Annotated in this window: 26 protein-coding genes and 1 pseudogene; 10 read left to right on the forward strand and 17 right to left on the reverse strand. The window is 58.6% G+C overall.

The features are described 5' to 3' along the window. Window positions 1-43: 43 nt before the first annotated feature. The 7 genes from SPL01S_RS17200 to SPL01S_RS17230 all read right to left on the reverse strand — a co-directional run bounded on the left by SPL01S_RS17200 (window position 44) and on the right by SPL01S_RS17230 (window position 5,072). Complete coding sequence (locus SPL01S_RS17200) at window positions 44-442, reverse strand: GNAT family N-acetyltransferase (RefSeq protein WP_063201832.1); 399 nt, start codon at window positions 440-442, stop codon at window positions 44-46. 50 nt (window positions 443-492) lie between these two features. Then, window positions 493-1,011, reverse strand: coding sequence for a GNAT family N-acetyltransferase (locus tag SPL01S_RS17205; protein WP_063201534.1), 519 nt, complete (start codon window positions 1,009-1,011; stop codon window positions 493-495). Window positions 1,012-1,013: 2 nt separating this feature from the next. Then, entirely contained in the window at window positions 1,014-1,583 is a 570-nt protein-coding gene (locus tag SPL01S_RS17210; protein WP_062870141.1) for a helix-turn-helix domain-containing protein, read from the reverse strand. Window positions 1,584-1,652: 69 nt separating this feature from the next. Beyond that, window positions 1,653-1,964, reverse strand: a complete 312-nt coding sequence (locus SPL01S_RS17215) for an AzlD domain-containing protein (protein WP_063201537.1) — start codon at window positions 1,962-1,964, stop codon at window positions 1,653-1,655. After that, on the reverse strand, window positions 1,961-2,671 hold the full coding sequence (locus SPL01S_RS17220) for an AzlC family ABC transporter permease (RefSeq protein ID WP_063201540.1): 711 nt from the start codon (window positions 2,669-2,671) through the stop codon (window positions 1,961-1,963). The genes SPL01S_RS17215 and SPL01S_RS17220 overlap by 4 nt, the downstream gene beginning before the upstream one ends. A gap of 70 nt (window positions 2,672-2,741) precedes the next feature. Beyond that, window positions 2,742-3,587: an AraC family transcriptional regulator gene (locus SPL01S_RS17225; RefSeq protein WP_062870134.1), complete on the reverse strand. Its 846-nt coding sequence runs from the start codon at window positions 3,585-3,587 to the stop codon at window positions 2,742-2,744. 33 nt (window positions 3,588-3,620) lie between these two features. Next, a complete protein-coding gene (locus SPL01S_RS17230; RefSeq protein WP_006324311.1) occupies window positions 3,621-5,072 on the reverse strand; it encodes an MFS transporter in 1,452 nt (483 codons plus the stop codon). A 104-nt stretch (window positions 5,073-5,176) separates the two neighbouring features. Here SPL01S_RS17230 and SPL01S_RS17235 point away from each other — a divergent pair, with 104 nt between their 5' ends. The 4 genes from SPL01S_RS17235 (at window position 5,177) to SPL01S_RS25500 (ending at window position 7,739) form a co-directional block, all read left to right on the forward strand. Next, on the forward strand, window positions 5,177-5,830 hold the full coding sequence (locus tag SPL01S_RS17235) for a helix-turn-helix transcriptional regulator (RefSeq protein WP_062870132.1): 654 nt from the start codon (window positions 5,177-5,179) through the stop codon (window positions 5,828-5,830). Between the two features lie 34 nt (window positions 5,831-5,864). Next, on the forward strand, window positions 5,865-6,356 hold the full coding sequence (locus SPL01S_RS17240; protein WP_062870130.1) for a DUF2878 domain-containing protein: 492 nt from the start codon (window positions 5,865-5,867) through the stop codon (window positions 6,354-6,356). A 148-nt stretch (window positions 6,357-6,504) separates the two neighbouring features. After that, window positions 6,505-7,416: a drug/metabolite exporter YedA gene (gene yedA / locus SPL01S_RS17245; protein ID WP_063201544.1), complete on the forward strand. Its 912-nt coding sequence runs from the start codon at window positions 6,505-6,507 to the stop codon at window positions 7,414-7,416. 146 nt (window positions 7,417-7,562) lie between these two features. Beyond that, window positions 7,563-7,739: a hypothetical protein gene (locus SPL01S_RS25500; RefSeq protein ID WP_169800863.1), complete on the forward strand. Its 177-nt coding sequence runs from the start codon at window positions 7,563-7,565 to the stop codon at window positions 7,737-7,739. On the opposite strand, the gene SPL01S_RS17250 is transcribed toward SPL01S_RS25500, so the two are convergent. Continuing rightward, a complete protein-coding gene (locus tag SPL01S_RS17250; RefSeq protein ID WP_062870126.1) occupies window positions 7,727-8,638 on the reverse strand; it encodes a LysR family transcriptional regulator in 912 nt (303 codons plus the stop codon). The genes SPL01S_RS25500 and SPL01S_RS17250 overlap by 13 nt on opposite strands. 128 nt (window positions 8,639-8,766) lie before the next feature. Here SPL01S_RS17250 and SPL01S_RS17255 point away from each other — a divergent pair, with 128 nt between their 5' ends. The 3 genes and pseudogenes from SPL01S_RS17255 to SPL01S_RS17265 all read left to right on the forward strand — a co-directional run bounded on the left by SPL01S_RS17255 (window position 8,767) and on the right by SPL01S_RS17265 (window position 11,111). Beyond that, window positions 8,767-9,495 carry an SDR family oxidoreductase gene (locus SPL01S_RS17255; RefSeq protein WP_063201547.1) on the forward strand — a complete coding sequence of 243 codons (729 nt, stop codon included), beginning with the start codon at window positions 8,767-8,769 and terminating at the stop codon, window positions 9,493-9,495. 317 nt (window positions 9,496-9,812) lie between these two features. Further along, window positions 9,813-10,663 (forward strand): annotated as a pseudogene (locus tag SPL01S_RS17260) (YPO3983 family protein). Continuing rightward, window positions 10,647-11,111 carry a DUF943 family protein gene (locus tag SPL01S_RS17265; RefSeq protein WP_063201550.1) on the forward strand — a complete coding sequence of 155 codons (465 nt, stop codon included), beginning with the start codon at window positions 10,647-10,649 and terminating at the stop codon, window positions 11,109-11,111. Before SPL01S_RS17260 ends, SPL01S_RS17265 begins: the two are co-directional and overlap by 17 nt. Before the next feature lie 311 nt (window positions 11,112-11,422). Here SPL01S_RS17265 and SPL01S_RS17270 read toward each other — a convergent pair whose 3' ends face one another. The 7 genes from SPL01S_RS17270 to SPL01S_RS17300 form a co-directional block, all read right to left on the reverse strand. Continuing rightward, window positions 11,423-12,205 (reverse strand): phosphate/phosphite/phosphonate ABC transporter substrate-binding protein, encoded by a 783-nt coding sequence (locus SPL01S_RS17270; protein ID WP_063201554.1) that lies wholly within the window; start codon window positions 12,203-12,205, stop codon window positions 11,423-11,425. A 5-nt stretch (window positions 12,206-12,210) separates the two neighbouring features. Further along, complete coding sequence (locus SPL01S_RS17275) at window positions 12,211-12,987, reverse strand: ABC transporter permease (protein WP_062870118.1); 777 nt, start codon at window positions 12,985-12,987, stop codon at window positions 12,211-12,213. Further along, window positions 12,984-13,919, reverse strand: coding sequence for an ABC transporter ATP-binding protein (locus SPL01S_RS17280; protein WP_063201557.1), 936 nt, complete (start codon window positions 13,917-13,919; stop codon window positions 12,984-12,986). Before SPL01S_RS17280 ends, SPL01S_RS17275 begins: the two co-directional genes overlap by 4 nt. Beyond that, complete coding sequence (locus SPL01S_RS17285; protein WP_062870114.1) at window positions 13,916-15,076, reverse strand: ABC transporter permease; 1,161 nt, start codon at window positions 15,074-15,076, stop codon at window positions 13,916-13,918. Before SPL01S_RS17285 ends, SPL01S_RS17280 begins: the two co-directional genes overlap by 4 nt. Before the next feature lie 73 nt (window positions 15,077-15,149). Further along, a complete protein-coding gene (gene osmF / locus SPL01S_RS17290; protein WP_062870112.1) occupies window positions 15,150-16,082 on the reverse strand; it encodes a glycine betaine ABC transporter substrate-binding protein OsmF in 933 nt (310 codons plus the stop codon). Window positions 16,083-16,111: 29 nt separating this feature from the next. Beyond that, on the reverse strand, window positions 16,112-17,179 hold the full coding sequence (locus SPL01S_RS17295; RefSeq protein WP_063201560.1) for a fatty acid desaturase: 1,068 nt from the start codon (window positions 17,177-17,179) through the stop codon (window positions 16,112-16,114). Window positions 17,180-17,267: 88 nt separating this feature from the next. Beyond that, window positions 17,268-17,744 (reverse strand): OsmC family protein, encoded by a 477-nt coding sequence (locus SPL01S_RS17300; protein ID WP_063201563.1) that lies wholly within the window; start codon window positions 17,742-17,744, stop codon window positions 17,268-17,270. Between the two features lie 231 nt (window positions 17,745-17,975). Here SPL01S_RS17300 and SPL01S_RS17305 point away from each other — a divergent pair, with 231 nt between their 5' ends. Next, window positions 17,976-18,764 (forward strand): PhzF family phenazine biosynthesis protein, encoded by a 789-nt coding sequence (locus SPL01S_RS17305; RefSeq protein WP_063201566.1) that lies wholly within the window; start codon window positions 17,976-17,978, stop codon window positions 18,762-18,764. A gap of 63 nt (window positions 18,765-18,827) precedes the next feature. Here the strand turns inward: SPL01S_RS17305 and SPL01S_RS17310 are convergent, their stop codons facing one another. After that, the gene (locus SPL01S_RS17310; RefSeq protein ID WP_062870106.1) at window positions 18,828-19,736 is read right to left on the reverse strand and encodes a LysR family transcriptional regulator; all 909 of its coding nucleotides are present in this window, start codon (window positions 19,734-19,736) and stop codon (window positions 18,828-18,830) included. A gap of 139 nt (window positions 19,737-19,875) precedes the next feature. Here SPL01S_RS17310 and SPL01S_RS17315 point away from each other — a divergent pair, with 139 nt between their 5' ends. Continuing rightward, window positions 19,876-20,520 (forward strand): isochorismatase family protein, encoded by a 645-nt coding sequence (locus tag SPL01S_RS17315; RefSeq protein WP_063201569.1) that lies wholly within the window; start codon window positions 19,876-19,878, stop codon window positions 20,518-20,520. 44 nt (window positions 20,521-20,564) lie between these two features. After that, window positions 20,565-21,110, forward strand: coding sequence for an antibiotic biosynthesis monooxygenase (locus SPL01S_RS17320; RefSeq protein ID WP_063201572.1), 546 nt, complete (start codon window positions 20,565-20,567; stop codon window positions 21,108-21,110). A gap of 226 nt (window positions 21,111-21,336) precedes the next feature. On the opposite strand, the gene SPL01S_RS17325 is transcribed toward SPL01S_RS17320, so the two are convergent. After that, entirely contained in the window at window positions 21,337-22,467 is a 1,131-nt protein-coding gene (locus SPL01S_RS17325; RefSeq protein WP_004942141.1) for a Gfo/Idh/MocA family protein, read from the reverse strand. Window positions 22,468-22,664 lie beyond the last annotated feature (197 nt).

Raw genomic sequence — 22,664 nt, forward strand, 5'->3', positions numbered from 1 at the left:
GCGTTTGTGGCATTGCCGCAGGGACGTTGCGCCTGCGGCATAGTCACAATGTTTTTTCGAAACACACTGCCAGCGGATTGCCGCGATAACGGCCATAATTTTCACGCAGCTGATAACCCTGTGCCAGATAAAACCTCACGGCACGCTGGTTAACCCGACGAGTCTCCAGCCACAATTGCCGATAACCCCGTTGCCGCGCCTGCCGTTCAAGCTCTCGAAGCAAACGGCCGCCCGTGCCGGCACCGGCCTCACGCATGTACATGCGCTTCACCTCGGCAATCCCCGGCGCCAGCCAACGGAAGGCGCCGCAGCCTACAGCCACACCTGCCGCATTGCGCGCCAGTAAAAAACAGGCGTTGGCCGCCCGCATTTCGCTCACGTCGAACGACGCCGAACCGCTGTCACCGGTAATTTCCACCAGCCGCGCCGACAACTCGGCCATCAGCGCCAGCGCCTCCGGGCTGTCGGCCTCGGCGGGTACAATGCTGAGCGTCACAATAATTTGTACATATAACTGGTGGCATCCAGCGCGCTACCGTTGCTGGCTCGGGCGTACTGCGGAATGCTTCCCGCCAGTTGAAACCCCAGTTGACGATACATGCCCTCGGCCGTGTCGCCGGTCAGGGTATCCAGCACCAATAAATGCCGCTGATGCTGAATCGCCCTTTGCTGAATTTGCAGCATCAGCTCACGGGCGATGCCCTGGCGGCGAGCCTGCGGATGCACCATCAATTTCACTACCTCGGCGCGGTGGCGGCCGTTGTCAGGCATGTCCAGCAGCAGTTGCACCGTGCCGACCACTCGCCCCGCTTGCCGGGCGACCAGCAGGATCCTGTCTTCACGCTCAATCGCCGGCAGCAGACGGTGCCAGAACGCCTGCGCCTGTTCCAGGGTGAAAGGCATGACAAAACCAATGCTCGCGCCTTGCGATACGCTGGCTTGCAGCATCTCGGCCAGCTCGGGAAGAGCGTTTTGTACCGCGTCGGCGTTCAATTGCTGTATCTCAATCATGATTAGGGCCTGCAGATAACAAGGGTGTAATGGGCCGGCACGGTGCCGGGCACAGCAAACTTAGAAGCGCCGAACAGCCGGTAACGCAGACAGTCGCCCGGCTCAAGCTGGAAGGTGCGGTCCTCAAGCGTCAGTTCAAGCCGGCCTTCCAACAGCCAAAGATGGTGCTCGAGCGCATGTACCGAAGGCGCGTCATAGGCAATTTCAGCCCCGGCTTCAAGCCGGCCTTCGATAAACTCCGCCTTGAACAGCGCGGCGGGCGGCGATACCGAACGGCGGTGAAAGCCGCTGGCGCGGTCGACCCACACCGGTTGCTGCTCACGGCGCAACAGTTCCGGCGGTTCATCCTCGACCTCGCTCAGCAGGCGTGACATGGTCAACCCATACGCCGAGCACAGCTTGTTCAACAGCGAAGCGGTCGGGCTGGTTTCCGCGCGTTCCACCCGCGACAACGTCGCCCGGCTGATGCCGGTTTGCTGCGCCAACTCCTCCAGCGACCAACTCTGCCGCTGACGCAGGTCAGACAGCCGCTGCGCCAAACGGAGATCGGCGCTTTCCATTCCGTTATCCATTCTCGTGCTCCTGATGATAAATCCCATATAAGAGAAATAATCTCAAATAAGGGATTCGTCAACCGGATTTTAAAACAGGCCGCACAGGGCGATAAAAATCAGCATGCTCAGCAGCACCACCGCCAACATATTGCGCAAGAAAAACGCCAGTATCACCGCAAACAGCGCGCCCCACAGATAAGGATTATCCGGCATCGCACGCAGGGTATCGCCGCTGAAAGCCAGGATCGGCCCGCAGATCGCCGTCAGCACCGCCGGCACGGAAAAACTGAGCAGGCGCCTGAAGCGTGGCAACAGCCGCACCGGCAGGCCCGGTGCCAGAAAACAGTAACGGTTGAAAAACACCACCAGGCCCATCAGTACTATCGTCAGCCAAATCATGGGCGCCCCTTGCTGCACAGCAGGCCGGCGCCCATCGCCGCGACGGTGGTGATAATCAACGCGCCCGGCACCTGAAAATAATGCAGCGCCACCGACAGCGGCAACGCGGTCAGTACGCACGCCAGCACCGGCAGGCTGCGGATCATCGGTACCACGATGGCGATAAACGTGGCGGCAATGGAGAAATCCAGGCCATAACGGTCCAGATCCTCGGCGCTGCCGGCGGCCAGCACGCCCAACAGCGTGAAAAAAATCCAGCTCAGGTAAAAGGTCAGCCCGGCACCCAGCGCGTACCAGCGGTTAAAGCGCGCCGGCGCCTGGTTGCCGGTGAGGGCAAACAGCTCATCGGTCAACAGGAACCCCAACAGCAAACGCCAGCGCAAGGGGAGCGGCGCTACGCTTTCCCGCAGCCGCAGGCCATACAAAAAATGTTGGGCGGTGACAAAAAAGGTCGAGACCAAAATGGCCAGCAACCCCGCTCCGCCTTTGATCATGCCCATCGCCACCAGCTGCGAGGCGCCGGCAAAGACAATGGCCGACATGCCCAGCCCCTGCGCCGCCGTCAGGCCACTCTGGATGGCCATCGACCCCGCCAGGATACCCCAGGGCAATACCGCCAGACACAGCGGCAGAATCGCCGCCGCCCCTTGCAGCGCCGGGCGCAGCCGGGACACCGGCGGCTCGGTGAGGATTGATAAGTGCGTCATGCTGTTCTCCTTCGTTTGAAGGCACAGCCTAGGGCAAGATGCTTCCGGGGTATTGCACAGGATTGCGCGGCTATTTCAGCGATTTAACATAGTCGCCGGGCGTGATGCCCATCGATTTGCGGAAATGGCGGTGGAAATGGCTTTGATCGTGAAAACCGCTGCTCAGCGCACTGTCCAGCACGCCATGGCCGGCCTTCAGCATTTGGCGCGCCTTGCGCAGCCGGGCCTGGATTTGGTAAGCATGCGGCGGCAAACCGGTGGCCAATTGAAACTGACGCAGCAGATAGTAAGGGCTGAGCGCCACCCGTTCCGCCAGCTCCAGCAACGAAATGTCCGCCTCGGGGAAATCATCCAGAAAAGCCTTTACCTGCGTGACCTGGCGCTGCGCCTTACTCTGCGGCGCGGGTTCGATGCGGCTTTTACCGTGCCGCAGCATCAGCCAGGTGAGCGCAGAAAACACCATGGTTTCTTTCAGCAGACGGTTTTCATCGCTGCGCAGCAGGCTGAACGCCAGCCGCAGTTGGCCGGCAAGGCCGACATCGTGAATCACCGGACGGGGGAAATAAGGCGTTGCCCCGGCGCCGGTTTTCAAATCTCGCGAGAGAAACGCCAGTAGTTCCGGGGTGGGATACATCGCCTGATAAGACCAGCCGTCTTCGCTGGCGGCGCTGCCGGTATGGATATCGTCGGCGTTGACCAGAATGATGCTGCCCAGCGGCGCCACGTGCTCGCCGCCGGTCCGGTAAAAACGCTGGGCGCCGTCGTCGATCACTCCTACGCAGAAGCCTTCGTGGCTGTGGCGCGAGAAAGTCTGTCGGCGATAGGTAGCCTGCAGCACCCCCAACCCGCCGAGTTCGTCGACGTGCATGAAGCTCGCCTGCTCCCGACGAGCGTTACGCCCTGCGCTTTCCACCATAATATCCGCCTCCGCTGAATGAAGTTTATTCTATCATTCAGTGGACGGATGGTTTTGTACAAAATTGCCCGTCTCGTCGGCCGGCGGCGCGATTGCCGCACAGCGCCAGGCGCTGAACATCGCCAGCAATGGCGCCAGGGCAAACAACAGGAACAGCCAGCGTGCGGCATTGGCCGCCCCCACTGCCCCGCCCGGCTCATTAAGCCCGGCCAGATTCGCGATCATCCCGGCCAGCGCCGCGCCAAAGGCGGTGGCAAACAGTTGCACCGTGGTGATGGATGCGCCGGCGATATCCTTATCCGCTTCAGGGGCGACCTGCAGGATACGCGTCAACAGATGCGGCCAGCCGAAACCGATGCCGAATCCCACCAGCGTCAGCGCGATAACGATCGGCGTCAGCGCCAGCCAGTGGCCGCCGGAAGGGGTCGGCATCAAAATACCCAGCGCCAACAGCCCCACCAGCACGAACAGCGGCCCGCTGATGATCGCCCGGCGGATGCCCGCACTGCGCCAGCCGGAACTGAGGATCTCCGACAGCGTCCACCCCGCCGCCATGGTGGCCGCAATGTAGCCGGAGATCAGCGGCGATTGACCATGCAGGGTTTGCAGGAAGTAAGGCACGAAGATTTCGCTGGTCATGCCTACCACCAGCAGGGAGACGGTGATATACAGCGAGGCCAGTTGGGAGCCGCGACGCAGAGCGCCATGCGGCAACAGCCGTGCGCGAGAGTGCGCTTCGCGCTGTATCAGCCAGGCCATCAACAGCAGCGCCAGAGCAATGCCGCCCAGATTGATCCACGCGCTGTCCGCCAGGCTACCGGCAGATACCACCAGCACCGCCGTCGCCAACAGCAGCAACTGAGCCACCGGCAACGGCGCCGCCTGTTGCTGCGGTTTACCCTTGGGCAGGATCAGGAAAGTGAAACCGGCGTACAGCACCATGATCGGCAACAGGATGCCGAATGCCCAGCGCCAGGCGTTCAGTTCGGCAAAAATCCCGCCCACCGCCGGCCCCACCAGCGTCGCAATGCCCCACATCGCCGACACCAATGCCATCGCGCGCGGCCACAGCTTTTGCTCGAATACCAGATTGATCATGGCGTAGGACAGCGCAAAGATCAGACCGCCGCCAAACCCCTGCACCGTTCGGCCGATCAGCATCACCGGCATCGACGGCGCCAGCGCGCACAGCATGGCTCCGGCGATAAAGAACAGCGACGCCACCAGATAGGCGCTGCGTGCGCCATAGCCGCTGAGCAACCGCGCAGATAACGCAGAACCGAGAATGGACGCCACCACAAACAGCGTGGTGTTCCAGGCATAGAGATTCAGGCCGCCGATATCCTGCACCACCGAGGGCAAAATGGTGGTGGCGACCAGAATATTGATGGCGTGCAGCGCTACGCCGAGTGAGAGCGCAATCGCGCTGGCGCCATTTTTACCGGAGAAAAGATCGCTCCAGCGACTATCATCGTTAGTTATCACGGTTGTCGTCCTGTTTTCAGAGTAATGGCATTGAGTTGCGGATGATATTGCGTTAAATTTAACAAGCATTAACTTGGAATAATGGTAGGGCGAGGCGGAGAAATATGTCAAGAATAAACTTGGAAAATAGCGGTAACACCGCACAGTCGGTCAGTGACCGTTTGCTGACGCTATTGAAAACCCGCGGCCCACAACAGGCGTCTGATGCAGGGAAAGTCCTTGGCACCACCGGTGAAGCCGCACGCCAGCAGTTCGTCAAACTGGCGAAAGAGGGCTTGGTTGAAGCGGTGGCGGAAACGCGCGGCGTCGGCCGCCCGGTGCAGCTGTGGCACCTGACCGTCGCCGGCAATGCGCGTTTTCCGGATACCCATTCCGAATTGACGGTGCAACTGCTGCGCACCGTGCGCGATAAACTGGGCGAACAGGCGATTGACTTGCTGATCGACACCCGTGAACAGGAAACGCGCATTAACTACAAACAGGCGATGATCGGCGCGACCGATTTGCAAGAGCGCGTCGCGCGCCTGACGGCCATCCGTACCCGCGAAGGCTACATGGCCGAATGGCGCACCCAGGAAGACGGCACATTTCTGTTGGTGGAAAATCACTGCCCGATCTGCGCCGCCGCCACCGTCTGCCAGGGGTTCTGCCGCGCTGAACTGAGCATTTTCACCGAGGTGTTGCAGGCGCAGGTTGAGCGATCCGAGCATATCCTGGCCGGCGCGCGCCGTTGCGCTTATCGCATCTCGCTGCTGTAAGCAGGCCCTCCCCCATGTACTGGGCAAACCTGCAATGAAACCGCACGCCGGATTCTGGCTGGCGACGCTGGGGATCAACGCCGCTTGGCTGCTGGCGGTCCTGGGCCGCGATAGGGTCAATGCCGTACTGCTGGCCGGCGCGGTGCTGGCGCTCATCTTTACCCCGGCGCACCGGCGGCGATGGGCGCTGTTGACCGCCCTGACAGGTATCCTGATGGACAGCCTGTGGAACTACGCCGGCGTGCTGCATTTCAGCGGCCACAGCCTGTTGCCGTTATGGATGGTTGCCCTGTGGCTGGCCTTTGGCTGCTGGTGGTTTTGGTTGCTGGATCTGATCAAAGCCGCCCCTTTGCCGCTGGCGGTCCTGGGTTCCATCGCCGGGCCGCTGGCAGGCATTATCGGCTGGAAGTTGGGTGCAATACAGCCGGGTACCGCGCCGGAAATCATGCTGTTGCTGCTTTCTGTCGGTTGGTCCGTCTTTCTGCCCGCCGTAAGTTGGCCGCGTCTGAACAAGCCGGCCCCGTAACCGCGCGGGTTGCCTGCCATTCGGTGGAATATCGCTTTTTCACTGGCCCTTTTTCCATTAAAAAACTGCTGAAAAGCGTTGCTTATCCTCCACCCGATCGGGTTTACTGAGTCCTCTAATAATAACCTTCCCTGCAGAATAAAAACCCATGCTTAGCCAAAATAGCCGTAACGTCCTGCCGTTAATCGGGGCGCTGTTCACGTTATATATTGTTTGGGGGTCGACCTATTTCGTGATTCGTCTGGGCGTAGAGAGCTGGCCGCCGTTGATGATGGCCGGTATCCGCTTTCTGGTCGCCGGGATCGTGCTGTTCAGTTTTCTGGCGCTGCGCGGCCATGCCCTGCCAACGCCAAAGCAGTGGCTGGCCGCCGGCACCATCGGCATTTTGCTGTTGGCGGTGGGCAACGGCCTGGTAACCGTGGCGGAGCATCAGAACGTGCCTTCCGGCATTGCCGCGGTGATGGTGGCGACGGTACCGCTGTTTACCCTGTGTTTCAGCCTGCTGTGGGGCATGCGCAATACCAAACTGGAATGGGCGGGCATTGCGCTGGGCCTGGTGGGGATCGTGCTGCTGAATACCGGCAATAACCTGGTCGGCAACCCGACCGGCGCGCTGCTCATCCTGCTGGCCTCCGCCAGTTGGGCGTTTGGATCGGTGCTGGGGTCACGCATCTCACTCCCCGCCGGGCCGATGGCCGGCGCGGCGGAAATGCTGGTCGCCGGCGTGGTGTTGCTGGCGGTCAGCCAATTGAGCGGCGAACGCCTCACGCAGATGCCCAGCGCCAAAGGCTTCTTCGCGCTGGGTTACCTGATCGTCTTCGGTTCCATGCTGGCGATCAGCGCCTACATGTTTTTGCTGAAAAACGTGCGCCCGGCGGTGGCGACCAGCTATGCCTACGTTAACCCGGTGGTAGCCGTGTTGCTCGGCATCGGTTTCGCCGGCGAGACGCTGGCACCGCGTGAATGGGCCGCGCTGGTGATTATCGTCGCTGCGGTGGTGCTGGTGACGCTGGGCAAATACCTGTTCACCCGCCCGGCAAGCCGTATAAACAGAAAATAGCCTGACTCGGGGCGAAGATATTCGCCCCTATGCCGCAGTCAACAATGCGGCATCTGGTAAGCCCACGGGTATAAAAATGCGTCTTGTTTCACCCGACAAAGGGTCTATAATTCCCGCTGTTCCAAACAACCTGCGAAATTATTCCTATGCTGAAAAAAGCCTTTATCATCGTTATCGCTCTGGCCGCCTTTGGTTCGTTGGGTGGCGTATTCCTGGCCGGGCTGAATATGTACACCCGTTCCACCACGCCGCTCGAAGAGAGCACCACCACCAGCGATGCCACCGTCAGCACGGCTCCGGCGGACAGCATTCAGGCCAAGTGATGTTCCATCCAGCCCTGGCAACGTTGCTGTAAAAAGCGTTGCAACAGCCTGACGCGCTCCGACACCTGCGAACGGTGCGGACACACCAGGCTGATGGGCACCGCGTCGCTTTGCCATTCCGGCAATAGCTGCACCAAACGCCCCGCGTGAATATCCGCCACCACATCGATAGCCGATTTACGGACAATACCGTGCCCGGCCAGCGCCCAACGCCGCGCCACCTCGCCGTCGTCGGTAAAATAATGGCCGTTCAACGGCACTTCAATGCACTCATCCCCACGCCACAAGCGCCATTCGGCCTGCCTGCGCCCGCTGGGCTGATAAATCAGAATGCCGTGTTGCGCCAGTTCTGCCGGCGTCTGCGGCGCGCCATACCGTTGCAGGTAAGCCGGGCTGGCGCAGATTAAGCGCCGGTGCTGCGGCAAAATGGGCAGCGCCACCAGCGAAGAATCCGCCAGTTGGCCAAAGCGCAGCGCAATGTCTACCGGCTCGCGAAACAGATCGGCCTGGCGGTCGTTAATCAGCAATTGCAGCTGAATATGCGGGTGCTGTAGCTTGAATTCGTCCAGCCACCCCAACAACAGGTTGCGGCCAAAATCCGACGGCGCAGAAATTTGCAGCACGCCGGAAAGCCCCTGGTGTTTCTCGCGTATCGCCTGCTCCCCTTCCGCCAACGCGCCTAACGCCAGCCGGGCGCTATCAAGATAACGCCGCCCTTCCTCCGTCAACCGCAGGCTGCGGGTGGAGCGCACCAACAGCCGTACCCCCAGCCGCTGCTCCAGCCTTTTAACCGCAATGCTGGCCGCCGCCGGGGTGATATCCAGCGCGCGTGCCGCCTCTGAAAAACTGCCGCCGTCAACCGTACGAACGAACACGTCGAGATCGATAAAGGATGTCATGGAGATCCTGGCGTTACGCCTATTATTAAAAATAATTTATAAGTGTTTGCCATTTAGGCTGATTGTTCGCGGATTTTCAATGCCTGATGATAGATAACATCGACATTCATGGCAATCGAGGCACTATCATGACCCTCTCTTCTTCCCTGAACCGGCAAAAGCTGGTGATCCTTGGCGGTAACAGCGGTATCGGCGCGGCGGTGGCTTACGCCGCCGTGGCAAACGGCGCCAGCGTAGTGCTGGCCTCACGCCGCACCGGGTGCATGCAACAGTACCAGCCCGCCGACGGCGGCAACCTGCGGGTAATGCAGGCGGACGTCACCGACGAAAGTTCGTTGCGTGCGCTGTTCGCCGAGGTCGGCGAGTTCGATCATCTGGTGTTCACCGCCGGGCCGGTCGTCCAGGCCAAACTGCTGGCGGATACGGATTTTGACGAGGCGCAGGCCAATTTTGACGTCAAACTGTGGGGTGCATTACGCGCCATTCAGGCTGCACTGCCCACCTTGTCACCGCAAGGCTCTATCACCCTGACCTCCGGCCAGCTCTCGCGCAAATACCTCAGCGGGCAGTTGATTAAAACCGGCATCAATGCGGCGCTGGAAGCGATGGGCAAACAGTTGGCGAAAGAGCTGGCGCCGCGACGAGTCAACGTGGTCAGCCCCGGCGTTACCGTCACCGAGGCTTACGACGCCCTCGGTGCCGAACAACGTCAGGCGATGTTCGCCAAAATCGGCGCCGGGCTGCCGGTCGGGCGCGTCGGCCAGGCGGCGGACGTGGCGGCAGGGTATCTGCTGGCAATGGAAAACGGCTTTATCACCGGCAGCGTGATTGATATCGACGGCGGTGGCCTGCTGTAAATTCGGCAAGCGCCGCCTGGGGGAAAGCTTACAACGCCGTCACCCCCAGCGCGGCGGCCTGTTGTTCCAGTACGGTGATTTTTTGGTACGCCGGTGGCATTGCACAAGATATTGCAGAAAACCTGAAAGATGATGCGTGGCATTTTGATGATGGTTCAAGAGCGTAACGGTAATACCCACTTTTTCCCTTGAGCGGAAACGGGCAAAAATCCGAATCCAGGTCAGAGGAACTGCGCAACATTTACACCGCCACATGTCACAACATATTATCCTCCTTGTGAAAACCCAATGGACTGCAATACAAGGAATGTATCACCATGTCTGCATTAGAGTTTCCCTGCATTATATTCAAGACCAAAAGGCGAATGGACGATTATGGTGCAGAGGATATGCGTTGCGGGGACTTATCCGAAGCGCAGTTAAAAACGCATTTCCGGCTGGTGGATGTTTCTGCCAAAGTGAATCCTTACACGCTGACAAGAATCATCCCATCTAGCCAGCCGCAGTTGATGTTTCATGGATCCCGTGAAGAGGGCGAAAAAATCACCCGACAGGAGTGTGCCAAAATATTGTTTAATGAGTTCCGCCACCTCTCTCAGTCTTTTGCCATGTATGGCCCCTACAAACACCTGATCGAGAAGATGATTACCCATATGCAAAGCAGCAACGGCTCTGCATTCGCTAGTGTGCACCTGGACGCTGCTTTGAAAGAGCAGATACTTAACGATAGATCGCCAGATAATAGCTCACGCCTGTTGTTGAAAACAGTGCTAGATAAGAATATAGATTGGGAGGAAAAATGTTATCCCGCAGAAAAAATCAAAAGCTAAAAGACGCTATTCTTTTTAGTAAACTGCCTAAGTTTGACAGATTTGAGGATAATTTTAACGGAATGGGTATCACTGTTCATGATACTTGGGCTACACATGTCACAATAAAATCACTGCATATTGATAATGACCACTACCGTGCGATTGTACATTACAAAGTACAGGATCATTTCGGCCTGGATAGCGACGACATTTCAAAGTTTAAATTTAACCAGTTCCGCTTTTTCCGTATCTGGTTTGTGCTTCAGCGATACAATCAGTTTGGCTTTAATCCCTTTATGACTAATATGGAAGCCACCATAGAAATCACCGGGGGACCCAATGAAAGCAAAAAATAAAAAAACTTTCCTTGTCCTGATGCTGACTGCATGTGCTCTGTCAGGATACTTCCTCTGGTTATCGCAGCGTACGGTAGAAATCATAGCCGTTCATCAAAGGCATGAAATCAGTTCTATATTGGTTAATAACTTCCCATTTACTGATAGAGGTAAGATAGCCTGGTGGTTTAAAAATAAAGACATGCTAAAAAGCCGCTACGGAGCCCCCAGGCCAGATCGCGATGGAGGTTTTACTGTTATTTTTTGGGATTTTGGCGATGGATATAAAGAAGAAGGCAAGTATGACAGACTGTGTTTTGACAATATGAAAGCGGTTAAAAATTGCATAGAAAAAGAAAGATACATGACAATTTACAAATTTAACAATGAAGAGCCTTTATTTTCTTTCGATGGTAAACGATATATAGCCAATGCAAAAGGAGAAATAGTAAAACTCAAAGATGAGTAAATCACCGTTCATGATACTTGAGCGACAGATATCACAATAAGTTAACTGCATATTGATAATGTTCGCTATCGCACCGTTGCGCATGACAAAGTGCAGGATCATTTCGGTATAGAGATTGCTGGAAGAATGAGATAAAAGCGGTAACCTCTTCCCGCCAACGTCAATGCATTTCAATACGGCGATTACCCCCTATCTCGACTGGCGGCAATCGCAGCCCGGCACACTCGCGGCGTCGATCACAATCACATGCGATTTTTTGTATGTAAAAATAGTTTTAACCTGCCCACTCGCCCAGGTGGGGGACTGTAAATTTACAACGCCGTCACCCCCAGCGCGGCGGCCTGTTGTTCCAGTGCGGTGATTTTTTGGTACGCCGAACGGGGGACCAGCGTGAAATCGCCGATCAGCAGGCTGTCGCTCACCGCTTCCCCCACCATCGCCTTCGCTCCGGTGCGCAATATTTCCAGCTGTTCCGGCGGCGTATGCGCTGAGGTAATCAGCGGCAACCCTGGAACGACGGCCGTCCGGCCAATAATTTTCACCCCCGCCAGCGCCTGCGGTTGCGCCCGTTTGAGCAATTCCAGGCTGACGCAGTCAATGGCCGCAATGTCCGCTTCGCGGCTTTGGATCAGTTTGAGCGATTGATAATGCGCGCCGGAGGCAATGGCGGCGCGGAAGAATTTCCCGTCTTGCGCCAGAGGCGCGATCAGGGCGCGCAGGCTGTTATGACCAGACTGCGAATCGGTGCTGTTATAGGCCGCTACCCGGCCGCGAAAATCCGCCAGGCTTTCGCCCGGCTCATCATCGCGGACCACCAACCAGCTACTGTACTCCGGCCCCTCGCAACCCTCGACGCGATAGTGATAAGTGCCGACCAGTTGTACCTGCGGCAGGCTGCTGACCAGCGGATAACCGCAGGTCTGGCTGAGCAAGACATCGTCCTGCTGCCAGTGCCGCGCCAAATCCTGCGGCCAACTCAGTTGCGGCGGCAGATCCGCCAGCCCCAAATCTTGAAGTTTTTCGCGCAGCACCTGCCAAAAGGCCTCGGCCGGTTGATGCGTAACGCCGTACATCGGCAAAGATACCTGCTTCATGTCCCTTACCCCACAGAAGGATCCGCCGGCGTCTGCTGACGCCAGGCGGTGAGATAGCGCACCCAGCGCTCAAACAGCATATCGGTGATGATCGCCAGCAAGGCCACCACCGCTGCGCCCTGGATCACATAGGCGGTATTGAAACCGCTCAGGCCGATGATGATCGGCGAACCCAGCGTTTTGGTGCCGACGGTGGAGGCGATCGCCGCCGTGCCGATGTTAATGATGACCGACGTGCGGATACCGGCAACAATCACCGGCGCCGCCAGCGGCAGCTCGACCCGCCACAGGATCTGCCTGGCGTTCATCCCCACCCCCTGCGCAATCTCGCGCGTGGCGCTGGGCACCGACTCAATCCCCGCCAGTGTCCCCTGCAAGATGGGCAGTAGGCCGTACAGCACCAGGGCAATAATCGCTGGCTGCTCGCTAAAGCCCATCACCGGCACGGCAACCGCCAGCACCGCCACCGGCGGGAAGGTCTGACCGACCGCCACCAGGGTTTCCACCAGCGAGCGGAACTCCTTGCCGGCCCGACGGGTCACGCCGATCCCGGCCGCCACGCCAATCGCCACGGCGATCAGGCTGGAAACTGCCACCAGCAACAGATGCGCCCACACCAGCGAGATAAAGCTGTCTTGCTGATAGACCGGCCGGTCCAGATCGGGGAACCAGGCGGCGAACAGCCCGTGCAAATGATTCATGCCAAACACCAGCGCCAGCAGCAAAGCAAAGGTCCAGGGCAGCGGATCGCGCAGCCAGCGCGTGAAACGCTGCGCACTCATGACAGCGCCTTTTGGCTAATCAGATCGTTGAAATGCAGCACGCCGAGCGCTTCGCCCTGTTCGCCCACCACCGGTAAACGTTCGCTGCCGCGCGCCACAAACACCGACAGGGCTTCGCGCAGGCTCATGGCGGCAGCGATCGGCTCTCCGTCGGCACTGCCGGGGCGCACGCGCTCCGCTACCGTTCCCAGCGACAGCAGCTTGATGCCGCGATCGCTGCGGCCGAAGAAATCGCGGACAAAATCGTTGGCCGGCGCGGTCAGCAGTTCCAGCGGCGTACCCTGCTGCACAATACGCCCCTGATCGAGCAATACGATGCGGTCCGCCAGCGCCAGCGCTTCGTCGATATCGTGCGTCACCAGCACTATGGTGCGCCCGGAAAGATGATGAATGCGCGCAATCTCCGTTTGCAGCGCCGCCCGCGTCACCGGATCCAGCGCACCGAAAGGCTCATCCATCAGCAGCACCTCGGGGTCGGCGGCCAGCGCCCGCGCTACTCCAACCCGCTGCTGCTGCCCGCCGGAAAGCTGGTGCGGGTAGCGGCGGCGGAACAGATCCGGCTCCAGGTGCAACAGCTCCAGCAGTTCGGTCACCCGGTCACGGATGCGCGCCCGCGGCCATTTCAGCAGTTGCGGCACGGTGGCGATGTTCTCCTCCACCGTCCAGTGCGGGAACAGGCCAATCGACTGGATGGCATAGCCCATCCGACGGCGCAGATCCTGCGGTTTGAATTTCTGGATCTCCTCGCCGGCAAAATAAATCTTGCCCTGATCGTGCTCGATCAGCCGGTTGATCATTTTTAACGTCGTGGATTTACCGGAACCCGAGGTGCCGATCAGTACGGCAAACTCGCCCTCGGCAATCTGCAGCGTAAGGTCGTCCACCGCCGGCTTGCCCTGAAAAATCTTGCTGACCTGGTTAAAGTGAATCATCGGCGTGACACGTCCAATAATGAAACCATAAATTTAAACAGCGAATCGACGATTACCGCCATCACGATCACCGGGATCACCCCCAGCAGCACCAAATCCAGCGCGCTGCTGAGCAGACCCTGAAAGACGATGGCGCCAAACCCCCCGGCACCGATCAGCGCCGCCACCACCGCCATGCCGACGGTTTGCACCGCCAGAATGCGCACGCCGGTCAGAAACAACGGTAACGCCAACGGCAACTGCACGCGCAAGAAAATCTGCCCGCGCGTCAGGCCCATGCCGCGGGCAGACTCGATCACGCTGGCCGGCACGCTTTGCAGCCCGGCCACCACGCTGCGCACCAGCGGCAACAGGGCGTACAACACCAGCGCAACGATCGCCGGCGCCATGCCGATACCGCTCACGCCGTGCTCCGCCAGCCAGGGTACCGCCGTCGCCAATCCGGCCAATGGCGCTATCAGCAGACCAAACAGCGCAATTGAGGGCACGGTCTGGATAATGTTCAGGGTCGAGAAGATCGGCGTTTGCCAGCGACGGGAACGGAAACACAGCACCCCGAGCGGCACGCCAATCAGCAGCGCCGGCACCAGCGTCGCCAGCAGAATGGTCAGGTGCTGCAACAGCGCGGCGTCAAAGACGTCCTGCCGGTTGTAGTACTCCTTCAGCAACGAAAGCTGATCCAACTGATGCCCAAACAGCAGCGCTAACGCAGGCAGCACCACCAGCAGATTGCCGAGGATACGCCACAGGTGCGAGGCAGCAAGACGGGTCATGGCGTCCGCGGCCATCAGCAGGCTCAGCGCCAACATCAACCAGCAACCGCTGCCCCAGGAGGTACGCGCCAGTTTGGAGCCTTCCTGCGCCAGTTGTTGTGCGGCATGGCCGCTCAGCCAGAAGGCCAGCGTCAGCAACGCCGAAGCGGCCAGTGCGGTGAGCAATGCGTTGCGCCTGCTCGGCGCCAACAGGCTAAGCGCCGCCAGCACCAGCATCGGCGCCAACAGCCACAACGCCGGGCCATGCAGCAGGGAGATCAGGGAAATGGGCTTGCCCGACAGCAGGCGATTGGGGGCATAGCTGAGAAACGGCAGGCCAAATGCGGCCAGCAGCAACAGGATAAGCAATGTCAGTAAAACGCGGTTTTTTACGGCAATAATCAAAGAAACTCTCCGGCTCCATGTCTGGTGGGCCGTATCCCGCCCCTCTCCCAAGGGGAGAGGGGGAATATCGGCATTATCCCTTAACAAATCCTTTCTCTTTCAGATAAGCGGCCGCAACCTGTTTGGCATCCTGGCCTTCTACCGCGATCTGCGCGTTGAGTTTCTGTAGCGTCGGGCCATCCAGTGAGGCAAATACCGGCTTCAGCAGTTCGGCGATATTGGCGTGCTGTTTCAGCGCCGCCTCGCGAATAATCGGCGCCGGCGCGTAAATCGGCTGCACGCCTTTTGGATCCTCGAGCGTTTGCAGCCCCAGCGCCGCCACCGGGCCGTCGGTGCCGTAGGCCATCGCCGCGTTCACGCCGGAGGTCTGCTCCGCCGCCGCCTTGATGGTCACGGCGGTATCGCCGCCGGCCAGCGACAGCAGTTGATCCTGGTTCAGTTTAAAACCGTAGGCATTTTGGAACGCCGGCAGCGCATCCGGGCGTTCGATAAACTCCGCCGAAGCCGCCAGCTTGAACTTGCCGCCGCCGTTGATCCACTTGCTCAGGTCGGCCAGGGTTTTCAGGTGGTTGGCGTCCGCCACGTCCTGACGGATGGCGATGGTCCAGGTGTTGTTGGCCGGCGATGCCGCCAGCCAGACGATTTTGTTCTTGTCATAATCGAGCTTCTTCACCTTCTCGAAACCGGCCTGAGCGTTTTTCCACGCCGGATCTTTTTCATCGGAGAAGAAAAATGCGCCGTTGCCGGTGTATTCCGGGTAGACGTCAATCTCGCCGGAGGTGATCGCCCCGCGCAGCACCTTGGTGGTGCCGAGCTGCAATTTGTTGGTGGTTTTGATGCCGTTGGATTCCAGCACCTGCACGATGATGTTGCCGAGCAGCGAACCTTCGGTGTCGATTTTAGACCCGACGCGCACCGTATCGGCCGCCTGCGCCACGCCGACGCTCGCGGCGAGCAAGGTCAACGCCAGAGCAAAGAAACGTCCGCGTGATGGAGTGATAGCCATACTTTTTCCTCTTGTAATGTGTTTTCCGGCTATTTGGCCAGATCGATTGGAAAATCCTGAGAAACGCGCTTCCATCGCGCAATCAATGTCTCTGCCGGCCAGGCGTCATATTCGCGCTGGTGCGCCGCCGGCGTTTCACCGCCGCTGAAAGGGTGAACCTCAACGGCAACCGGGGTAAACGCGTAGTCACTCACCCATTGGCCATAGCCCTGCACCACAAATCCCTGGCTGCGCTGCCGGTACGCGCCGCGCTCCGCCAGATACACTTCCCGTAAACCGTACCACGGCAAGCCGGGCAGATCATGGTGAACTAAATGATAGTTCAGATTGAGAAACAGCAGCCGCCACGGCCACGCCGCCTCATTAATAATAGAACGTGCCTGCGGAGCTTCAACGGCGCGATGCTCAAAAAACGATCTCACCTTGGTCAGCGCCAGCGCCGGGTAGCTGACGGCCAACAGGTAGAACGCCGCGCCAATGCCCTGCCGTTCCAGCCAACCCAGCACCGCCACCAACAGCAGCAGGTGCACCAGCCACATCGCCAGCGTGCGCAGTTCGCCGGCGGCGATAGCTTTCAATGCGTTGACCAACGTAGCGGCGATATCCAGCGCCGGGCCAAGCGCAATCCGCCCGGCCAGCGTATTGCGTACCTTCGCCAACAGCGGAAACAGCCGTGGGAAACGCCGCCATTGGGCCTGGCTGAAATAATAGCTTTCGGGATCTTCATGCGGATCGGTCAGGTGTTCGTTACGGTGGTGCTGAATATGCGAATCGCGATACAGACCGTAGGGATACCAAACCGCCAGCGGCAACAGGCCAAACAGCTGATTGACTCGCGGCCAGCGCGTTGGGTGGCCGTGGATAAGTTCATGTTGCAGCGACATATACCAGGTGGTCAGCAGGATCAGCAGCGGTGTGCCAAGCCACGGCCCCAGCGTCTGCCAGTACTGCACCACGCCAAACCAGCCGCCGTAGACCGCCGCCATAATGCCCCAGGTCGGCAGCTCCAGCCGCCAGTACCAGCGCCGGTTAAGCTGCCGGATCCAACTGCGCTGGGCAGAATGCAGATAGTGGCTGTGGCGTTGGGTTGAGGACATGCTGCGGCTCGCTGTAGGAAATTTTCCTCAGTATCTGCGAGCCGCTGTGGCGCTCAAAATAACGAAAGCGGTAAAGCAAAGTTAAAAATCAGCTATTTGCGTAAACGGCCTGCGGCTGACATTCGATAGGGAAATTGACCGAGTTGGCGATAAAGCACAGGTGGTGCGCTTTTTCATGCAGTTGTTGCGCCAGTTGCAGATCGTCGCCGTCCCGCACCGTTACCCGCGGGCGTAGCGTAACCGAAGTAAAAAACCCGCCGCGCTGGGCGTCTTCGCGCATGATGCCGACGGCGTTGTCCTGATAGGCCAGCACCGAAATCCCCGACGTGGCGCACAGGTGCAGATACCAAAGTTTGTGGCAGGCGCTGACTGACGCCACCAGCAGATCCTCCGGGTTCCAGCGGGCGGCGTCGCCGCGAAAGGCCGGGTCGGCGGAACCGGCAATATCCGCCTTGCCTGCGGCGCTGATGCGATGATCGCGGCCGTAAGATTTGTAATCCAGCGTACCGGCACCCAGATTGCCTTCCCAGTTCACTTCCACGTCGTACTGATGTTCACCTTTCATTACCCGATTTTCCTTTTGCCATGCATCAAAAAACGCTAATCAAAGAAAGACCCGCGACAACTATTGGCGGAAAAAGGCCAAGGGGCAAGCGACGTTTTTATCCGGCAGCACGATAGTGACGCTTTCTCACGATCGCCGCATTTTTTATGCACGTACCATCCCGTATCATCTCTGATGATGAGCGTAAAATTACAATATAATGACCCAAAAAACATAATGAGAGGATGACCGATGCCCCACAAAATGTACCAGGTTGACGCCTTTTCTGAACGGGTGTTCGGCGGCAATCCTGCTGCGGTGCTGGTTCTTGATGATTGGTTGTCGGATAGCCTCATGCAGGCCATCGCCGCAGAAAACAATCTTGCGGAAACGGCTTTTGTTAAACCCGGCAAGGAAGGTTGGGATCTCCGATGGTTTACGCCGACCCTGGAAGTCGATTTCTGCGGCCATGCTACGCTGGCCGCTGCGCATATACTGGTAACGGAATACGGTATCGCAGGGACATTGTCGTTTTCAGCCCGCGTCGGCCAGTTGAAAGTGAACGTAATGGAAAACGGCTATCTGCTGGATTTACCCTGTATTCCCCCGGAACCTCTCTCCCAGCTTCCGGCCGCTATCGCCCCGCTGTTCAGTGAGTTGGCCGTCAGCCACTTCCGCAGTTTCGAGAATATTTTCGTGGTATTGGCAGACGAAGAGGCGGTCAGAGGTTACCAACCCGACCTCAATAAGCTGGCGGAACTCGGGCCGGTCGGCGTGGTGATCACGGCAGAAAGCAAAAACTATGATTTCGTGTCGCGCTATTTTGTCCCCGGTGCCGGTATTCCTGAAGATCCGGTCACGGGGTCGATACATGCCACCCTGGTTCCCTTCTGGGCCGCCCGCCTCGGCAAGACCCAACTTTCTGCCTATCAGGCCTCCGTTCGGGGGGGCCATTTAGTGTGCGAATTAAAGGAAAGCAGAGTCACGATCGAGGGCCAGGCCGTCACCTTTATGAAAGCGGAAATCAACCTGCCTGACTAACGCCAGTGTAAACCTCACCCTCGGCAAAGCCGAGTACCTGCGGGCAATAAGGCGTACTCGGTTTCACTCTAAGGGGTACGCATCCCCGGCATCGGCATACTGCTGCAACCGTTCGCGCCACCATTTCGCCGCCAGGCCGGTGGCGCTTTCACGCCAGCCAAAATAGGCGATATCGCTGCAACGCTCCGCTTCGACGGTCTTTGCCACCAATTCGCCGCTTTTAAGGTAAGGCTCGGCCAGGTAGCGCGGTAGATAACCGCAGCCAAGGCCGCTAAGCTGCGCCCGCAGTTTGGCGTCGAAGCCAAAGACCGTCAGTTGGTCTTGCTCCTCGAGGATATTGAGGTTCTGCGGTGCGTTCACCCGCGAGGTATCCCGTACCACCACGGCCCGGTGCTGCCGGATATCGGCCTTCTGCAAGGGCTCTGCCAGCGCCGCCAGCGGGTGCTGCGGGGCCACGGCAAACACGTAATCCAGCCGGCCCAATTGACTGAAAGCATAGCCAACGCGCGACGGCGGTTCACAAATAGCGCCGATGATAATGTCCGCGCAGCCATAAACCAGCGACTCCCAGGAACCGGCCAGCACCTCATGACTAAAGGCCAGGCGGGTATGATGATGGCGCTGATAAAACTCTTCAATCAGCGGCAACAGCCGTTCGAACGGGAAGGATGCGTCAATGCCCAGCGTGATCTCGCTTTCCCAGCCGTTTTCCACATAGCGCGCCTGCTGTTCCAGATCCTGCGCCGCCCGCAGCAGCACCCGGCCCTTTTCCAGCATCAGTTTACCGGTATCGGTGAATTTCGCCCGGTGGCCGGAACGGTCGAGCAGGGTAACCTCGAGGTCGCTCTCCAGTTTCTGCACCATATAGCTCAGCGCCGAGGGCGTTTTGAACAGCGCCGAAGCCGCAGCGGCGAACGAGCCGTGTCGATCCAGCGCATCCAAAATCAGTAACGCTTCCAGGTTTAGTCTCACCGCATTCCCCCGTGTATAAAAAAACTCAACAAGATGGCAAAAATTCTGCGCTATCTTTGAAATTGGCCCCTGTCTACCCTGCATTTTATCGGCTTTGCATTACAGCGGTTAATTCGCAGTAGGATTGGGAAAGTAAATCATGTCTGAATTTCAATTACTTGATAAAGATAACTCCGCGCTGATTTTTATCGACCACCAGCCGCAGATGACCTTTGGCGAGGCTAATATTGATCGTCGGCTACTGAAAAACAACGTTGTCGGTTTGGCCAAAGCCGGCAAGATCTTTAACGTTCCGACGCTGTTCAGCGCGGTCGAAACCGAGCGTTTCAGCGGCGCTATTTGGCCGGAACTGCTGGCGGTTCGCCCTGAGATCGCCCCCGTTAAGCGCACCACGATGAATGTCTGGGAAGATGCCGCTTTTGTCAGGGCCGTTGAGGCCATCGGCCGCAAGAAGCTGGTGATTTCCGCGCTGTGGAACGAGGTCTCTCTGACCTGTCCGGCATTGATGGCACTGGAAGCCGGTTACGAAGTTTATGTGGTGACCGACACTTCCGGCGGCAGTTCGGTCAATGTGCATGATCGCGCTATCGACCCTATGGTCCAGGCCGGTGCTACCCCGGTGACCTGGCAGCAGGTGCTGTTGGAATATCAACGTAACTGGGCGCACAAAGAAACCTACGACGCGGTGATGGCGCTGGTGCGTGAGCACGGCGGCACTTACGGCATGGGCGTTGACGACGCAGCCCCTCTGACGCCCCTTGCACCGCTGCGAGTGATGAAATAATTGCCCGCCCCGGCCGCGCCGGGGTCTTTTTTGGAGTCGACTTAATGGTTCATCAGCAGCATGTCACGTTAGTGATCACTCATCGTCTGGCACCGGGTCAAGAGCAGGCCTACGAGGCCTGGCTGAAACGCATTATGCCGGAAGCCGCCGGCTTCGCCGGCCACCTGGGCGTTAACGTGATCCGCCCGACCGGCAGCGAGCAGATCTATACGATATTGGTGCGTTTCGACAGCATCGACAATTTGAACCAGTGGAACAACTCGCCGCTGCGCAAGAAATACATCGAAGAAGTGGCGCCGCTGTTGCTGGAAGACGACCACGTAGATATTCGCCCCGGCGCGGAATTCTGGTTCACGCCGCCGAGCGCCACGACCCGGCCACCCGCCAAGTGGAAACAGTTTTTGATCACCCTGCTGGTGATCTTCCCCTCCACCAATCTGGTGCCCTGGTTCTGGGGCAAGCTGCTGCCACAATTGGGCGGCACGCTGCCCGGCCATTTTCTCAATGACGCTACCGTGGTCGCACTGGTGGTTTTCCTCTGGATGCCGATCGTGACCCGCGTCTTCCATCAATGGCTTATCCGCCACTAGGCCGTCCGGCAGGAGAGCAGCGAATGGGCATTAGCCCGGATTGACATTGAGGGGGGGGGATTACGCCGTCGGCGGCTTGGGGCGCGTTCGGTTGTTCATGCCTGGCGTTTCAACCATATCAAGCTACCAACTTAACAGCTTATTAAGTTGGTAACTAATGAAGTTGGTAGCTGATTAACATCCTAAGCTATGGCGCTTTCAGCCTGAGTGCGCCATAACCCGCCGCCTAGTCGCGATTGATATCGAGCCAGCGACGCTGCTCGGCGGAGGCGGCTATCGCATCCAGCACGCAGGACACTTTCCAGCCTTCCTCGAAATCCGGCCACATGCGGTCGCCGGCGGCAATGCCGTTGACCAGATCGCGGATCTCCACGGTTTTCTGATCGTTAAAACCGATGCCGTGCCCGGCGCTGATGCAAAATGCCGCGTAGTCCGGGTGCTTCGGCCCCACCAGCAGCGTTTTGAAGCCCTGCCGCTCTGCCGGTTCGTCATGACGATACAGCTTCAGTTCCGCCATCCGCTCCTGGGTGTAGCTGAGCGTGCCTTTGGTGCCTGTCACCACGTAGGTCAGCCCCATCTTGCGCCCGCAGGCAATGCGCGAGGTTTCAATAGTGCCCATGGCGCCGCCGGCAAAACGCACCAGCGCACTGGCCTGATCTTCGTTTTCCACGTCGTGCATCACCGTCGGGTCTTTGGCATCCGGCCGCCGTTTGATGATGGTCTGCATGTCGCCGGAGACCGCCACGATATCGCCCACCAGGTAATGCGCCATGTTGACGATGTGCGCCGCCAGATCCCCCAGCGCGCCCAATCCGGCGCTGGCCTTGCGGCAGTGCCAGTCTATCGGGGTGCGCGGATCGGCGAGATAGTCCTCATTGTGGGTGCCGTAGAAATGCACCACCTCGCCAATCTCGCCGTTGGCGATAATTTCGCGCGCCAGTTGGCTGGTCGGATTCTTCATGTAGTTGAAACCCACCAGCGTTTTAACCCCTTTGGCGCGGGCGGCCTGCACCATTTCGGCGGCATCATTGGCGTCCAGCGCCAGCGGTTTTTCGGAATAAACATGCTTGCCGTGGCGGATCGCCTCCAGCGCCATCTCCTTGTGCAAGAAGTTTGGCGCGCAGATATCCACCACATCAATAGCCGGATCCGCCACCAACTGCCGCCAGTCGCCGGTAGAGCGTGAGAAACCAAATTCGGCGGCGCGCTGTTGCGCCAACTCCGGCGTCACTTCCGCCAGCATTTCCAGCACCAGTTCGCCTTTCAGTGGAAATACCGTGGCCGCCTGCGCATAAGCAATAGCGTGGCAACGCCCAATGTAGCCGGTGCCGATTAACCCAACGCGTACCTGTTTCATCACCTTCTCCCCTGCCGATATCCATAATATGACCGGCGCGCCGCTTAATGAAACGCGCCATCTGATACAAGGTTATATGGAATATAAATTTCAATAACAAGTCAGGAGAAAAATAAAACTCATATCCGTGATGCCGTTCATGAAACCCTGCAGGCTATGATGCAACGGCGCGACGATCGCGATACGCTGCACCCGGC

This window comes from Serratia plymuthica NBRC 102599 (assembly GCF_001590925.1).
GTDB lineage: Bacteria > Pseudomonadota > Gammaproteobacteria > Enterobacterales > Enterobacteriaceae > Serratia > Serratia plymuthica.